Raw genomic sequence first — 12,946 nt, 5'->3', positions numbered from 1 at the left:
AGAATTCGGGCACTGGTGACTGGCGGGGTCCGATCCAGCAGCGCTATCTGCGCAGCCGGGCCAACACCATCGAGGGCGGCACCTCGGAGGTCATGCGCAATATCCTCGGCGAGCGGGTGCTGGGTCTGCCCGGCGACCTGCGGGCTGATGCGGGGATGCCGTGGAAGGAGGTGCCGCGTGGCTGAGGAGCTTGCGGATCAGCCCATGGGAATAGCTGAGGAGCTTGCGGATCAGCCCATGGGAATAGCTGAGAAGCTTGCGGAGTTCGCTTTCACCCCGGAGCAGCAGCAGTTGCGCACCGCGGTGCGTAAGTTCTGCGCGGAGAACTTCGACGAGGCAGTCGTGCGGCGGTTGATGGAGTCGGAGGTCCGGTTCGACCCGGCCGTCTGGCGGCGGTTGGGGTCAGAACTCGGTGTGCTCGGCATGTCCGTAGCCGAATCCGACGGCGGGGTGGGGGGATCCCTGGTCGATCAGGCGGTCGCGGTGGAGGAGTTCGGCGCAGCCCTGGCCTGCGGCCCGCTGTTCGGCACGGTGTACCTGGCCATCCCGGCTCTGGTGGCCGCTCCGGCCGGGCAGACCCGCGACGAACTGCTGGCCGCTCTGGTGGAGGGCGAACGCACCGCAGCCTTCGCCATCGAGGACGCGGCCGGCGCCTTCCATGCCGAGCGCATCACCTGCACCGCCAGTGGATCCGGTGCGGACGTCACGCTGACCGGCACCGTGGACCATGTCGTCGACGGTGACGCCGCCGATGCACTGCTGGTGGCGGCCAACGGTTCCGACGGACTCGGGCTGTACGTGGTGGACGCCGCGGCTGCGCAGCGCACTCCGCTGGTCACCATGGACCTGACCCGTCCGCAGGCCGCGATCGTCCTCGACGGCACCCCGGCGCAGCGGATCGCCGCCGGCGAGGATGCCGAGCGGGTGATCGCCCACGCCCTGCAGGTCGGCTCGGCGCTGTTGGCTGTCGAGCAGGTCGGTGCGGCACAGCATCTGCTGAACCTGTCGGTTGAGTACGCCAAGTCGCGGCTGCAGTTCGGCCGTCAGATCGGTTCGTTCCAGGCCATCAAGCACAAACTGGCGGACATGCTGGTCGACCTCGAACACGCCCGATCCACCGCCTACCACGCGGTGTGGGCGCTGACCGCCGGCTCCGATGACCCCGCCCTGGCGGCCAGTATCGCGCAGGCGACGTGCTCGGCGGCGTTCAGTCGCATCGCCGCCGACGCCATCCAGGTGCACGGCGGTATCGGCTTCACCTGGGAACACCAGGCGCATCTGTATTTCAAACGCGCCGCCACCGACGCGGCCCTGCTGGGCAGCGCCGAGCAGCACCGCGACCGGGTGGCGGATCTTGTGCTGGACAACGCGGTAGCGCACAGCGGCGCCGTCCCCGTCGCCACCGGCCGTCCCTAAATGACCCCGACTGCGACGGCGCAACCACTAACCTTCTGCGCAGTCGCCGACCAACGATGGAGGAGCAATGGCGGACAGCGTTTCGGAGTCGATCAAGATCAACGCCACACCGGAAGAGGTAATGGCGGTCATCGCCGACCTGGCGGACTACCCCAACTGGAGCGACGGCTTCACCGGCGTGGAGATCATCACCACCCATGACGACGGTGGCGCCAAGGATGCGTCTTTCTCCATCGCCACCCCGCTGGGTAAGGACACCTACGAGATCTCCTATGTCTGGACGGGCAACGATGCGGTGCGGTGGACCCTGAACTCCGATGACGCGGGCAAGCCCAAGTCGAGCATGATGAAGAAGCTCATCGGCTCCTACACCCTGCAGCCCGACGGGAACGGCACCAAGGTGACCTACGAACTTGAGATCGACCCGAAGGTCCCGATGATGGGATTCATGAAGAAGAAGGCCGCGGCGACGATCGTCGACCAGGCCCTCAACGGGCTCAAGAAGCGCGTCGAGGGTTAACGCCTCGACCTGAACTGCTTGAGGTAGGCGGCTTCGTCCCAGCCGGACAGAAACTTCGTCGCCGCGTCATAGCCCTTGAGGTATAACGCGTCGATCTCCCGGCGGGAGATGCCGAAGTCCACCACCCCGACGTCGGTGGAATCCACCCGGATGGTGCGGGCGCTGACCCAGGGCTCGTTCAAGTAGGCCTGGTCACGACCGACCAGCAGCGTGGTCAGCACCTGCTCGAGTAAATGCGGTCCGCTGAACACCCGCAGCGGGGCCAGGCCGGGGATCACCCGGTCGTTGCCGGCCGGCAGGTTGGGCAGCAACGTCACCCCGAGAGTGGGCCAGCGCGGCGGCCGGCCGTCCAACCGGTCCAGCGAGTCGATCGGGTAGTTCGACAGCAGCCCGCCGTCGAGCAGTGTCGACTCCAGCCCGGCCGCGCTGGTCAGGGTGACCGGATGGAACAGGAACGGGATCGACATCGACGCGCGGACCGCTTCGGCAACCGACTGTTCGTCAGGGTCCAGGCCGTAGACGCTGCGGTAGTCCCAGGGCAGCCGGACCAGTTGGCCGCGGGTGACGTCGGTGACGGTGACCACCAGTCGGTAGCGCCGTTCCTCGGGCAATTCGTCGTCGTCGAGTCGCAGGTCGCCGAAGGTCTCCACGCCGAGACCCTTGAGTTGAGTGGCCACGAACTCCCGCGCGTAATCGCCTTTGTAGACACCTCTGCCGTCCAGAATCGCCCACGCCGGCCCGAGCAGCGGTACCCGTTCGATCGGTCCGGGGTCGAGGAACTTCCGGTAGTCGATGCTCATCGCCATCGCGCGAATGTCGTCCGGGCCCAACTGTTCTGAGCGGGCGGCGGCGGCGACGATAGCACCGACGATCGAGCCCGCCGACGAGCCAGCCACCCGGTGGGCGCGGTATCCGGCTTTCATCAACCGCACCACGGCGCCGACCAGTCCCACACCTTTGACCCCGCCGCCGGAGAGCACCAGGTCGATGGGCCTGGTGACCGGACCATTGCGCTTGACGGTCGCCATGGGCACCTCCTAGTCCAGCACCGCGTCGATGGCACGGTAGATGCGCTGTTCGCTGACCGGACGTGGGGTGCCCAACTGTTGGGCCCACAGGCTGACCCGGAACTCCTGGATCATCCGCGCGATGTCGGTGACATCCTCCAACACCGCCCTGGCCGGTGAAATCGCCTGCACAAGTTCGCCATAGGCGTCCTGCACCGCAGATACCCGCGCCATCCGCTCCCGGTCAGCGGCGGGGGCGTGCGGCAGTCGTTCGAGTCGACGGACGATCGCCGTCAAGTAGCGGGTCAGATCCGCCAGATGCCGCGCGCCGGTGGCGGTGACGAAGCCGCTGCCGACCAAAGTCGCGAGCTGACCGCGAATGTCGGCGACCGCGTCCGTCTGGGCCGCGGTCGGGGCGTCCGGCAGCACCCGGTGTACCTCCTGCAAGGCGGTCAGCGGTCTCTCCACCCGGCGCAGCACCTCCGCAGTGGTCGACACCAACTCCTCCCGGACCCGCTTGCGGGCGGCCTGGAATTCGGCGCGGGTCCACACCGGTTGCGGTGCCAGTACGTCAACGGCCGCATCGGCGCAGTCCTCCAGCAGCGCCGCCAGCGATCCGTCGGGGTTGCTGCCCAGCATCAGCCGGGTGCGCGGATCAAGACTCTTCTCCAGGGATTTCACCGGTGACGGTGCGGCCAGTCGCAGCAGCCGCCGCAACCCGCGGTGCGCCGCGGCGTCTCGGTCGGTCTCGGTGGCGAATACGCGCAGATCCACTCCGCCGCCGGTGTCCACCAGACCCGGGTAGCCGCGCACCCCGCCGCGGGCGACGCTGCGCGGCAGTTCCTCGAGGACATCGGGCCATTCGCACAACCCGTGGCGTTCCAACCCCTCGGCCACCGCGTCGACCACAGCGCGCCGGGTCTGGCCGGCCAGTTGCCGTTGCAGGGCGCTCAGATCCTTGCCCCGGGCCAGTTCGGCACCGCCGGGGCCTTCGATCGCGAAGGTGACCCTCAGATGGGCGGGGATCTTCTCCAGGTCGAAGGCGCTCAGCGGGACGAGAATGCCGCTGTACCGGCGCAATTCCCGCTGCACCGCCTCCAGCAATGATTCCTCGCCGGGATCGAGATCAGCCAGCAGTGCGCGGGCGGTGTCGGGTGCGGGGACGAAACTGCGCCGCAGATCCTTGGGCAGCGACCGGATCAGCGCGGTGAGCAGTTCCTCGCGTAACGCCGGCACCTGCCACCCGAACGCCTCGCCGCCGAGGCGAGCCAGTACGGCGACCGGCACGTGCACCGTGACACCGTCGTCGGTGGCTCCGGGCTCGAACCGGTAACTCAGTGGCAGCGACACCTCACCGGCCTGCCACTGATCGGGCAGGTCGGCTCCGACCGCGTCATCGGGCGTGCGAAGAAGATCCGCCCGGTTCATGGTCAGCTGGTCCGGCGTGCGGTGCCGTTGTGTGCGCCACCAGCCGTCGAAATGCCGCGCGGACACCACCTCAGCGGGGATGCGGGCGTCGTAGAAGGCGTAGATCTCGTCCTCACCGACCAGCAGGTCGCGCCGGCGGGCGCGGTCCTCCAATTCGGCCAACTCCGTGCGCAGTCGCTCGTTGTCGGCGAAGAAGTGATGTCGGCTCTGCCATTCCCCCTGCACCAATGCGTGCCGGATGAACAACTCACGGGCCAGCACCGGATCGACCGCCGCGTAACCCACCCGGCGGCGGGCGGCCAGTACAAGGCCGAACAGCGTGACCCGCTCATAACCCATCACCGCGCCCCGCTGGGCATCCCAGTGCGGTTCGCTGTAGCTGCGCTGAACCAGATGACCCGCAACGCGTTCGACGGTGTCCGGTTCGATGCGGGCCGCGGTGCGTCCGTAGAGCCGGCTGGTTTCCACCAGGTCGGCAACCACGATCCAGCGCGGCGGCCGCTTGGTGAGCACCGACCCGGGCGCCAGCACGAACCGGGCGTTGCGCGTCCCGAGGTAGTCCCGGGAGTCACCCTCGCGCAGGCCGACATGGGACAGCAGCCCGGCGATCAGCGCCGCGTGCACCCGCGCCGGGTCGGCCGGCTCGGTGAGATCCGCCTCGGCCCGCAACCCGATCCCGGCGGCGATACCGCGCAACTGCCCGGCGAGGTCCTGCCACTCCCGCACCCGCAGGTAATGCAGGAACTCCTCGCGGCACATCCGCCGGAATGCACTGCCGGACATCGTTTTCCGCTGACCCCGCAGATACCGCCAAAGGTTCAGGTAGGACATGAAGTCCGAACTCTCGTCGGCGAAGCGGGCGTGTTTCTGGCGGGCCGCCTCCTCCCGGTCGGCGGGCCGTTCCCGCGGGTCGGGGATGGACAGCGCCGCGGCCAGCACCAGCACCTCCGGCAGGCAACCCTCGGTGTCGGCCTGAAGGATCATCCGGCCCAGCCTGGGGTCCACCGGCAACTGGGCCAGTCTGCGGCCGACGTCGGTGATCTGAGCGGCGGGGTCGAACGCGCCGAGTTCCTGCAGCACGCCGATACCGTCGTTGATGCTGCGCCGCTCCGGCGGGTCCAGGAAGGGGAAGTCGGCCACATCACCTAGTCGCAGCGCGGCCATCTGCAGGATCACCGACGCCAGGTTGGTCCGCAGAATCTCCGGGTCGGTGTAGCGGGGTCGGCCGAGGAAATCCTGTTCGGAGTACAACCGGATGCACACGCCGGGGGCGGTGCGGCCGCAGCGGCCGGCCCGCTGCGCCGCGGAGGCCTGGGAGACGGGTTCGATCGGCAGCCGCTGCACCTTGGTGCGCCGGCTGTACCGCGAGATCCGCGCGGTGCCCGGGTCGACCACGTAGCGGATGCCGGGGACGGTCAGCGAGGTTTCGGCGACGTTGGTGGCCAACACCACCCGCCGGGTCAGCGAACTGGCGTTCGGGACGAAGACCCGGTGCTGCTCGGCGGTCGGCAGCCGGGCGTACAGCGGGAGCACCTCGATGTCACGCGGCGCGCTGCGGAAGGCCGTCCGGATCGCTTCGGCGGTGTCGCGGATCTCCCGTTCCCCGGAGAGGAAGACCAGCACATCGCCGGCCGGCTCGGTCGACAGTTCCCGCAGCGCATCGATGATCGCCTCGGTCTGATCACGGGGCTCAACCCGGACGACCTCATGGTCGGGGTCGTCGGGGTCCTCGCTGTCATCGGTTTCCGGGGGTAATTCCAGAGGGCGGTAGCGGATCTCAACCGGATAGGTACGTCCGGACACCTCGATGATCGGTGCGGGGCTGGTACCGGCGAAGTGGGTGGCGAACCGCCCCGGTTCGATGGTCGCCGAGGTGATGATGACTTTCAGGTCTGGGCGCCGGGGCAGCAACTGGTGCAGGTAGCCCAGCAGGAAGTCGATGTTGAGGCTGCGTTCGTGGGCCTCGTCGATGATGAGGGTGTCGTAGCGCAGCAGGCGCCGGTCGCGTTGGATCTCGGCGAGCAGGATTCCGTCGGTCATCAGTTTCACCAGGGTGCGGTCGCTGACCTGATCGGTGAACCGGACGCTGTAGCCGATCGCCTCCCCAAGCGGGCTGCCCAGTTCGGTGGCGATGCGCTCGGCGACGGTGCGGGCAGCCAGCCGCCGCGGTTGGGTGTGCCCGATGGTGCCCCGTATCCCGCGGCCCATCTCCAGGCAGATCTTGGGCAACTGGGTGGTCTTGCCGGAGCCGGTCTCCCCGGCCACGATGACCACCTGGTGCTCGGCGATCGCGGCGGCCAGTTCAGCGCGCAGCGCGCTGACCGGCAGGTCCGGGTAGCTGATGGCCGGAACCGCCGCCTTGCGGGCGGCCATCACCGACTCCGCCGCCTCGATCTGCCGGGTCAGTGCCGCGAGGGCGGCGGCGTTCACCGGGGACCGCAACGAGGTGAGTTTGCGACCCAACCGGGCGGCGTCGCGCAGGGTCAGCCCGTCCAACCGCGTTCGCGCGGCGCGCACATCATCGCGGGAGGCCTGGGACACTGGACTGAGGATAGTTGCGTGGTGGTTGCAGACAGGGCGCGGGAAGGGGTGGACACATGACCACTGCACTGATCGTCGGCGGTTTCCTGCTGGTGGGGATGGGCTTGGTGGCCAGTCAGTTGTTCCGGCTGAAGGATTGGCTGAACCGACAGCCCCCGCCAGATCCCGACGGTACCGCCATTACCGGCCCCGATGGGCCAACTCCGCCGAATGGGGAAGGGCCCCGGTAGTTTTCAGCGCGGCGGATCGCCCCGCCAGCTGAAGCTGTTGACGTACTTACCCATATCCTGGGCGATCTGCAGATTCGCCGGAGACGGCGGGCCGGGCCCGAAACCAGGGGTGAACTGCCGGAACGGACCCTGGGCCGCGGCGATCAGCGCCAGGTCGTTCTTGACCGCCACGACCACGATGACCCGCAACAGGTCGGAGGCCTGCGAGGCGGCCAGCGGCCGAAAGTTCGCGACCTCGCCGTAGCCGGGTTGGTAGCCGACGGTCGCGTTGGGCAGTTCGTAGTCAACCTCGGCGTCGGGAAATCCCTCCTGCATCAACGAGTTGGCGATCTGTTCGGCGCTGCGCCCCAGGGCGGGTTGGCTGAACAGTCGCAACGTCCCGCCGTCGCCGGCGGTCAGCACCGCGGTCACGCCGTTGGGCTCGAGGTTGACCTCATAGGCCGCACTGGGGGCCGGATAGGAGACCGAGAACGCACCGTCGGCGGCGGTGAACCGCGGATTGGTCGCCACCGGCAACCCGGTTGGCGGCCGTCCGCAATCCGGGGGACAGATGTAACGGGTGGGCACATCGGACACCCGGGTGTCGATAAAGGACAGCACCACCAGGCCGGTCGCCAGGACCAGCGCCCACACCCCCAGCGTGAGGAAGTAGCGCGGCCCGCGGCCGGGACTTGCGGTGTAGCGACCCGCGGGCACGGCGTAGCCCTCGAAGGACTCGACATCCTCCGGATTCGACTGCGCAGCAGACTCTTCCGGGGTTGTCATCGGCCCATCGTGCGGGCAAGGATGATGTTCTTCAGCAGGTTTTCCACATTGGGACTGCCCAGTCCGGTCACCATGTCATAGCCGGTTTCGCCTGGGCTGACCGCATTGCCGCCGAGTTCGATGTCGCGAAAACCTGGAACGGCAGCGCCTTTGGCCACCTCGTACAGCAGCGGGTTCAGGTCACCCAGTTGGGCCAGGCCCTGCTCGCGCAGCAGTTGGTTGATGATGGCCGCCAGACCGGCCCACACCGGGGCGGCCTGCGAGGTGCCCCCGCCGGTGACCACTTCACCGCCGAAGACGAACTTCACTCCGGTGAACGGGTCGGCGACCGCGGCGACGTCGGGAACCAGCCGACGGTCCGGCGGTCCGGCGGATGCGTCGACGGTCTGCCAACTGGGCCGGGGAAACAACTGCGACGCCCCGCCGGCCGTCCCCTGCGTCAACGGCACGTCGTACCAGGCCTGTTCGGCCAGCCACCGGCCGGTCGCGTCGGTGGACAGGGTGGTTCCGCCCACCGAGGTCATCTCCGGCAGCGAGGACACCGCGTCCAGTCCGACGTCGTCGGGGGTGGGCGGATCCGACCAGTGCTTGCCGCCGCGGCATTCCAGTCCGGCCAAGTCTCCGCTGGCGTTGAACGCCGTCGTACCCTGTTTTTGGGCGGCCGACAGCGCTGAGCGGACCGGGGCCAGATCGGCGGCGGTCATCAACCGATCGCAGCCCCAGCCGATCGAAAAGCTCCAGACCGCCCCGGGGAAGCGTCGGTTCACCGACTCCATCAGCAGGCCCAGCTTCTCGTAGGCTCCGCCGCCCTCCACCGTGGGACGGGCGTTGACCATGACCAGCTTGGCGTCCGGTGCGACGGCGTGGATCATCTGCAGGTCCATCGTCGACTCCCCGGTGCGGCGGTCCGGCATACCGCCGAGGACCTCGGGGGTGAACCGCGGCAGGCCGAACCAGTCGGCGAAGTTGTCCATGTCCTGCTGGGCGAACCCGTCAAAGCTGAACACCACGACGGTGGAGCCCTTCCCGGTGAATCCCGCCTCGGTCAGCGGTGTCACGTTGTAGGCCTTCCCCAGTTGAGTCGGCAACAGACCCCCGTCGGGAACATCGCGCGGCGGGGTGGGCGGACGTCCCTCGCGATAGGGGGTGGTGCTGAGGATGCGCCCCAGACCGGCCACCTCGACCCGCGCCGCGTCGGGGATGGCGGGCTGTTGCCGGGAGGCATGGAAAAGCTCCCCGATTTGGCTCCGATAGTCATGCACCGCAACATCGAACGCCTGCGCCACCGCCTGGGACTGCCCCTCGACGATCGCCCAGGAATCGCCGTCGCGCCACCGCACCGACAGCCCGCGCGCTGCCGCCCAGTTGATCAGGTTGGCCGGCCGCTGCGGCCGGTGCAGTGCCGCGGTGATCTGCACCTTTTGCGGACCGGCCGGGCCGAGATCGGCCGCTTGGGCCAGCAACCGGGCGTAGGGGCCGTCGATGATGTTGGACGGCACGGCAGCGCCGGTGCGGTCGGTGGCCGACGGCGCTGGCCCACACCCACTGGCCGCGAAAGGGGCTAAGGCCCCGGTCACGACCAACGCCGTCACAGCCCGGCGGCAAGCGCTCTTCGCCGGGACCATCAGACCCGAATGGTGAGCTGACTGTAAATCAGCGGGGCGATCCGCTCTGCCATGTACCGGTGGCCGGCGTCGGTGGGATGAACACCGTCGGCGCCGATCAGTTCCGGGCGGTCGACGAACCATCCCTCAGCGATCGGGTCGACGAATTGCGCTGGGCCGGCGGCAGCGACGGCGCGCAGGCTGTCACGAATCTTCAACACCTCCGGCGGCGGCGTTGCGGTCGGCCACGGCGGCCCGATGATCAGGAATTTGGCGTCCGGTGCGGTGAACCGGGCCAGCTTGAAGGTGCTCGCAGCCAGGCTCGGGAATCTCTTCGGGTCCACCGGTTGGTCGTTGCGGGATCCGAAGAACACCACCAGCGCGTCATCGCGCTGCACCGCCTGCGCGGTGAGATCCTCGAAGACCCTGCCCGCACTGCCGCGCTGCCCGTACCCGGCGCCGCCCTCCGCGGCCACGTTCGCATCGACGGCAAGTCCGCGCTGGGCCAACAGTTTCCACGCCAGTGTCGGCCACGACCGCCCTCCGCCACCGCCCTCATCGGATCCGGCCGTGTAGGAGTCACCGATCACGGCGATGTGGGCACCCTTGGCCGACGGCGCCGCCGACGCGGCGGGTGCCGGGCCGACAGCAGGTGCCGCGGCGAGCACAACCACAGTCGCCGCGGCGGCACGAAAAAGGGCTTGTCTCAAAGTCACAGGCTTCCTCACGGTTGCAGGCAGCCTAAACCGCAGTGAGCCCGCAGGCGTGGAGGGCGCCGGTCGCGCGCGCCGCCCGCAGCCCCCTACAGCACGTCGAGGATGTCGTTCTTCAGCGCTTCGGCCTGGGTGCCGAACACCGCCTGAACACTGTTGCCCACCTCGATCACCCCGGCCGCGCCGAGAGCCTTGAGGCGGGCCTGGTCCACTTTGGACTTGTCGGCGACGTCCATCCGCAGTCGGGTGATGCAGGCGTCAACGTTGACGAGGTTCTCCCGGCCGCCGAAGGCCGCGATCAGTTGTTCGGCCTTGCTGTCGGCGAGGGTCGCGGTGGCGACCCCGGCGGCACCGGCCCGCATCGCGGTGGGGGCGTCGCTGCCGTCGCTGAGGTTGGCCTGCTCCTCGGCCTCGAACTCACCCTCCGGTTCGCGGCCCGGGGTGCGCATATTCCACTTGGTGATGACGAACCGGAACAGCAGGTAGTAGATGACGAAGAAGACCAAGCCCATGACGATGAGCAGGGGCACGTTCTTGGCCGCCGGGGCGGTGCCGTAGAGCAGCAGATCCATCAACCCGGCCGAGAACGAGAAGCCTAGATGGATGTCGAGTGCGTAGGCGATCGCCAACGACGCACCGGTGAGGATCGCGTGGATGATGTAGAGCGGGAACGCCACGAACATGAAGGAGAACTCCAGCGGTTCGGTGACTCCGGTGAGGAACGCGGTGAGACCGGCGGCTGAGAGGATGCCGAAGGCCACCTTCTTCTGCCGGGCGTTGGCGACATGGATCATGGCCAGCGCCGCTGCCGGCAGGCCGAACATCAGGATCGGGTAGAAGCCGGCGGTCAGATGTCCGCCGGTGGGATCACCCGCGGTGAACCGCGGTAGTTCGCCGGTGACGACGGTGCCGTCGGGCTTGGTGTAGCTGCCGTAGAGGAACCAGATGTAGGAGTTCAGGATGTGGTGCAGCCCAATGGGAATAAGCATCCGGTTGGCGAATCCGTAGGTGAAAGCGCCCAGTGCGCCGGCCCCGCCGATGAACTTGCCCAGGCTGGTCAGGCCGGCGTCGAAGATCGGATAGAAGTAGCTCATCGCGAACGCGACCACCAGGACGGCCAGCGAAACCACGATCGGTACGAACCGCCTTCCGCCGAAGAAGCCTAGGTAGGGCGGCAGTTTGATGGTGTGGTAGCGGTCGAACAGCCAGGCTGTGAGCAGGCCGACGATGATGCCGCCGAGCACGCTGTAGTTGATCTGGGCCTGTTTGCCGGCTTTGTCGAGCACCCCGTCCAGCACGACCGGCGACATGGTCTTGAACACCGCCTGCATCACCAGGTAGCCGACGACGGCCGCCAGTGCGGTGGACCCATCGGCCTTGCGGGCGAATCCGATGGCCACACCGACGGCGAACAGCAGGGGCAGGTTGTCGAACAACGCGCCACCGGCCGCGCTCATGGCCTGGAAGAACGGGCCGATCACCGGGGCTTTGATCCGGCCCAGCAGGTCGTCCTGACCCAGGCGCAGCAGGATGCCCGCCGCCGGCAGCACCGCGATCGGCAGCATGAGGCTCTTGCCGAGCCGCTGCAGTTGCGCGAATCCGGGGATGTTCAACCCCGATTTTCTTTGTGCCCCTGAGGCTTTCGTCGCGTCGGTCATCTGGCCCGGCCCTTCCTGAATCACAGCTCAGCGGAAGCTTAGACCCCCGGTCGGCGGGAGAGTCGGTTTTGGCCTCCCGGAAGGCGGGTTGATCTCTATCCTGGCGACAAACACCGCAAAAAGGAGGCTCCGGTGAGCCAGACCCACGTCTTCGCACCCGTCGAGGGCCGCGCAATGGCGCTCTCGGCCGTCCCCGATCCGGTCTTCTCCGGCGGCATGGTCGGCTACGGCGCCGCCGTCGACCCGCCGCACGAGGTGATCTACGCCGTGGCACCGGTTGGCGGCAAGATCCTCAAACTGCTGCCGCACGCCTACGTGATCATGACCGCCGACAACGTCGGGATCCTGGTCCACCTCGGGTTGGACACCGTGACCCTCAACGGCGAAGGCTTCACCGCCCAGGTAGCCCAGGGCGACACCGTCGAGGCCGGCCAGCCGGTGATCATCTACGACGTCCCGGCGATCGTCGCCGCCGGGCTGAGCCCGGTGGTCCCGGTGGTGGTGATGGACGAACGTGAACCGGCGAATGTCGTTGTGGCCGAGGATGTCAACGCCGGTGCAGCCATCGCGTGCTGCGCGCCGCTGTTCATCGCCAGCAAGTAGGCGTTCGATGGAAGTCATCATCCTGCGGGACGCCGAGCAGATCGGCGCGGTGGCCGCCGACGCGTTCGAGACGCTGCTGACACGCAAGCCGGATGCGGTGCTGGGCCTGGCGACCGGTTCGTCGCCGCTGTCCATCTACGACGAACTCGTCGCCCGCTACGAGGCCGGACGGATCTCGTTGGGCAAGGCCCGCGGTTTCACCCTCGACGAGTACGTGGGCCTGCCGGCCGATCACCCGGAGAACTACCGCAACTTCATCGACCGGGTGTTCGTCTCGCGGGTCGACTTCCCTCCCGGGGCGGTGCAGGGGCCCGACGGCCTGGCTGCCGATATCCCCGCGGCGTGCTCGGCCTACGACCGGGCCATCCGGGATGCCGGTGGGGTGGATCTGCAGATCCTCGGGATCGGCACCGACGGCCACATCGGCTTCAACGAGCCGGGCTCCTCGCTGGCCTCCCGGA

Annotated in this window: 12 protein-coding genes; 6 read left to right on the top strand and 6 right to left on the bottom strand. The window is 68.2% G+C overall.

Annotated elements, in window-relative coordinates:
* From ADBZ5N_RS12545 to ADBZ5N_RS12535, 3 genes are all read left to right on the top strand, one after another.
* Positions 1-185 (top strand): acyl-CoA dehydrogenase family protein (locus ADBZ5N_RS12545; protein ID WP_526257809.1); only part of this gene is annotated, 185 nt, incomplete at its 5' end.
* A 52-nt stretch (positions 186-237) separates the two neighbouring features.
* The gene (locus ADBZ5N_RS12540; protein WP_526257811.1) at positions 238-1,416 is read left to right on the top strand and encodes an acyl-CoA dehydrogenase family protein; all 1,179 of its coding nucleotides are present in this window, start codon (positions 238-240) and stop codon (positions 1,414-1,416) included.
* Positions 1,417-1,483: 67 nt separating this feature from the next.
* The gene (locus tag ADBZ5N_RS12535; protein WP_526257808.1) at positions 1,484-1,936 is read left to right on the top strand and encodes an SRPBCC family protein; all 453 of its coding nucleotides are present in this window, start codon (positions 1,484-1,486) and stop codon (positions 1,934-1,936) included.
* Here ADBZ5N_RS12535 and ADBZ5N_RS12530 read toward each other — a convergent pair.
* Together ADBZ5N_RS12530 and hrpA are read right to left on the bottom strand one after the other, a co-directional pair.
* The gene (locus ADBZ5N_RS12530; RefSeq protein WP_526257807.1) at positions 1,933-2,964 is read right to left on the bottom strand and encodes a patatin-like phospholipase family protein; all 1,032 of its coding nucleotides are present in this window, start codon (positions 2,962-2,964) and stop codon (positions 1,933-1,935) included. The genes ADBZ5N_RS12535 and ADBZ5N_RS12530 overlap by 4 nt on opposite strands.
* A gap of 9 nt (positions 2,965-2,973) precedes the next feature.
* Positions 2,974-6,912 (bottom strand): ATP-dependent RNA helicase HrpA, encoded by a 3,939-nt coding sequence (gene hrpA, locus ADBZ5N_RS12525; RefSeq protein ID WP_526257806.1) that lies wholly within the window; start codon positions 6,910-6,912, stop codon positions 2,974-2,976.
* Positions 6,913-6,968: 56 nt separating this feature from the next.
* On the opposite strand from hrpA, the gene ADBZ5N_RS12520 reads away from it, so the two are divergent.
* Entirely contained in the window at positions 6,969-7,142 is a 174-nt protein-coding gene (locus ADBZ5N_RS12520) for a hypothetical protein (RefSeq protein WP_526257805.1), read from the top strand.
* Between the two features lie 3 nt (positions 7,143-7,145).
* Here the strand turns inward: ADBZ5N_RS12520 and ADBZ5N_RS12515 are convergent, their stop codons facing one another.
* From ADBZ5N_RS12515 to ADBZ5N_RS12500, 4 genes are all read right to left on the bottom strand, one after another.
* Complete coding sequence (locus ADBZ5N_RS12515; protein WP_526257804.1) at positions 7,146-7,907, bottom strand: hypothetical protein; 762 nt, start codon at positions 7,905-7,907, stop codon at positions 7,146-7,148.
* Positions 7,904-9,532 carry a S53 family peptidase gene (locus tag ADBZ5N_RS12510; RefSeq protein ID WP_526257803.1) on the bottom strand — a complete coding sequence of 543 codons (1,629 nt, stop codon included), beginning with the start codon at positions 9,530-9,532 and terminating at the stop codon, positions 7,904-7,906. The genes ADBZ5N_RS12515 and ADBZ5N_RS12510 overlap by 4 nt, the downstream gene beginning before the upstream one ends.
* On the bottom strand, positions 9,532-10,221 hold the full coding sequence (locus ADBZ5N_RS12505) for an Rv0518 family GDSL lipase (RefSeq protein WP_526257810.1): 690 nt from the start codon (positions 10,219-10,221) through the stop codon (positions 9,532-9,534). The genes ADBZ5N_RS12510 and ADBZ5N_RS12505 overlap by 1 nt, the downstream gene beginning before the upstream one ends.
* Before the next feature lie 92 nt (positions 10,222-10,313).
* Complete coding sequence (locus ADBZ5N_RS12500) at positions 10,314-11,882, bottom strand: PTS transporter subunit EIIC (protein WP_526257802.1); 1,569 nt, start codon at positions 11,880-11,882, stop codon at positions 10,314-10,316.
* Between the two features lie 132 nt (positions 11,883-12,014).
* Between ADBZ5N_RS12500 and ADBZ5N_RS12495 the strand changes: the two genes are divergently transcribed.
* A complete protein-coding gene (locus tag ADBZ5N_RS12495; RefSeq protein WP_526257801.1) occupies positions 12,015-12,485 on the top strand; it encodes a PTS sugar transporter subunit IIA in 471 nt (156 codons plus the stop codon).
* A 7-nt stretch (positions 12,486-12,492) separates the two neighbouring features.
* On the top strand, positions 12,493-12,946 hold a 454-nt coding region (locus tag ADBZ5N_RS12490), incomplete at its 3' end, for a glucosamine-6-phosphate deaminase (protein WP_526257800.1).

Origin of the sequence: Mycobacterium sp. (genome assembly GCF_044370595.1) — a bacterium.
Classification (GTDB): Bacteria; Actinomycetota; Actinomycetes; order Mycobacteriales; family Mycobacteriaceae; genus Mycobacterium.
This window is presented reverse-complemented; position numbering and strand designations above follow the sequence as displayed.

Bases quoted from the DNA above. Each gene is read 5' to 3' on its own strand.
- ADBZ5N_RS12540 (WP_526257811.1), top strand. From the start codon at position 238: ATGGGAATAGCTGAGAAGCTTGCGGAGTTCGCTTTCACCCCGGAGCAG.
- ADBZ5N_RS12535 (WP_526257808.1), top strand. From the start codon at position 1,484: ATGGCGGACAGCGTTTCGGAGTCGATCAAGATCAACGCCACACCGGAA.
- ADBZ5N_RS12530 (WP_526257807.1), bottom strand. From the start codon at position 2,964: ATGGCGACCGTCAAGCGCAATGGTCCGGTCACCAGGCCCATCGACCTG.
- ADBZ5N_RS12520 (WP_526257805.1), top strand. From the start codon at position 6,969: ATGACCACTGCACTGATCGTCGGCGGTTTCCTGCTGGTGGGGATGGGC.
- ADBZ5N_RS12515 (WP_526257804.1), bottom strand. From the start codon at position 7,907: ATGACAACCCCGGAAGAGTCTGCTGCGCAGTCGAATCCGGAGGATGTC.
- ADBZ5N_RS12510 (WP_526257803.1), bottom strand. From the start codon at position 9,532: ATGGTCCCGGCGAAGAGCGCTTGCCGCCGGGCTGTGACGGCGTTGGTC.
- ADBZ5N_RS12500 (WP_526257802.1), bottom strand. From the start codon at position 11,882: ATGACCGACGCGACGAAAGCCTCAGGGGCACAAAGAAAATCGGGGTTG.